Annotated in this window: 1 protein-coding gene; it reads right to left on the bottom strand. The window is 45.0% G+C overall.

Translation table 11 applies throughout. From position 1 onward, the window contains the following. Window positions 1-99: 99 nt before the first annotated feature. Window positions 100-1,122, bottom strand: a complete 1,023-nt coding sequence (locus tag F6K46_RS39865; protein WP_293118226.1) for a tetratricopeptide repeat protein — start codon at window positions 1,120-1,122, stop codon at window positions 100-102. Between the last annotated feature and the right edge of the window lie 99 nt (window positions 1,123-1,221).

Below are 1,221 nucleotides of genomic sequence, written 5' to 3'. Positions count from 1 at the left end.
AGTTAAAAAAACTAGAGCTAAATTTCCTTCCAAGAAACCAATACATAAAGGAATTGGAGCCAAAAGTGAAACACGAACATTCTATGTAATCAATACTGCTTAGAGCTTAACCGAACCGTATTGAGAGGCTTCTAGCCGTTCTTGGGAAGTTTTGATTGCCCCTCCCACAGCCACTAGTTTCTGGTCTAAGCTTCGTTGTTCACGGCGAGAGGCTTCTAGCCGTTCTTGGGAAGTTTTGATTTCCCCTCGCATACCCACTAGTTTCTGGTCTAAGCCTCGTTGTTCACGGCGAGAGGCTTCTAGCCGTTCTTGGGAAGTTTTGATTTCCCCTCGCATACCCACTAGTTTCTGGTCTAAACTTTGGCGTTCTGCCTTGAAGGATTTAAACCGTTCTTGGGTAGTTTTAATTTCGCCTCTGAGAGCCACTAACTGTTGCTGAGATTGACGCACTTTTACTTGAGAGGATTCTAGTTGTGACTGTGCGGTTTTAATTTTGCCTCTGAAAGCGACTAACTGCTGCTGAGATTGACGCACTTGGGCTTGAGAAGATTCTAGTTGTGACTGTGCGGTTTTAATTTTGTCTCTGAGAGCCACTAACTGCTGCTGAGATTGACGCACTTGGGCTTGAGAATATTCAAGCTGTGCTGTTGCTGCCTGGGTTTCACTGCTAAGGAGAAGGAGTTTTTCTTCAGCCGTGCTGATCTCAGTGCGAACCGCAACGAGTCTTTGCTGTGAGGTTTGTAACTCCCTTTGAGATTCTCCTGAAGTTTGTAAAACTGTCAGTAATCCAGCTACTTCCACATCGTCAGGCTCGTATTTTGCTGCTTTTTTAAAGGAAGCGATCGCATGTTCGTAGTGACCGATGCGATAGAGGGCAAATCCTCGCTGTTTCCAAGCCAAAGAGTTTCGAGCATCAAGTTGAATCGCCTTGTCAAAATCCGTGATTGCTTTTTCATATCGACCAAGTTTGTAAAAAGCCGTGCCTCGGTCAATCCAAATTGAAGCAGCCTTGGCATCCAGTTCCAGTACTTGGTTGTAGAATGCGATCGCCTCAGAATACCGTTTTAAATCATAAAGCAGCACACTGGCAATTTGTAAGCATTCAGGTGTAGAGATTGACAAAGTCACCCCACTCACTTCAAAAGCGGAATCAGAGACAATTCGTGAGAACGCTGCCTGACTGCTAAGGACACAGCCTGACTCAGGAACTTTATGGTATTA

This window comes from Moorena sp. SIO3E8 (assembly GCF_010692445.1).
Taxonomy (GTDB): domain Bacteria; phylum Cyanobacteriota; class Cyanobacteriia; order Cyanobacteriales; family Coleofasciculaceae; genus Moorena; species Moorena bouillonii.
Note: the sequence above shows the minus strand (reverse complement) of the source record. Positions and strands in the feature narration are given on the sequence as shown.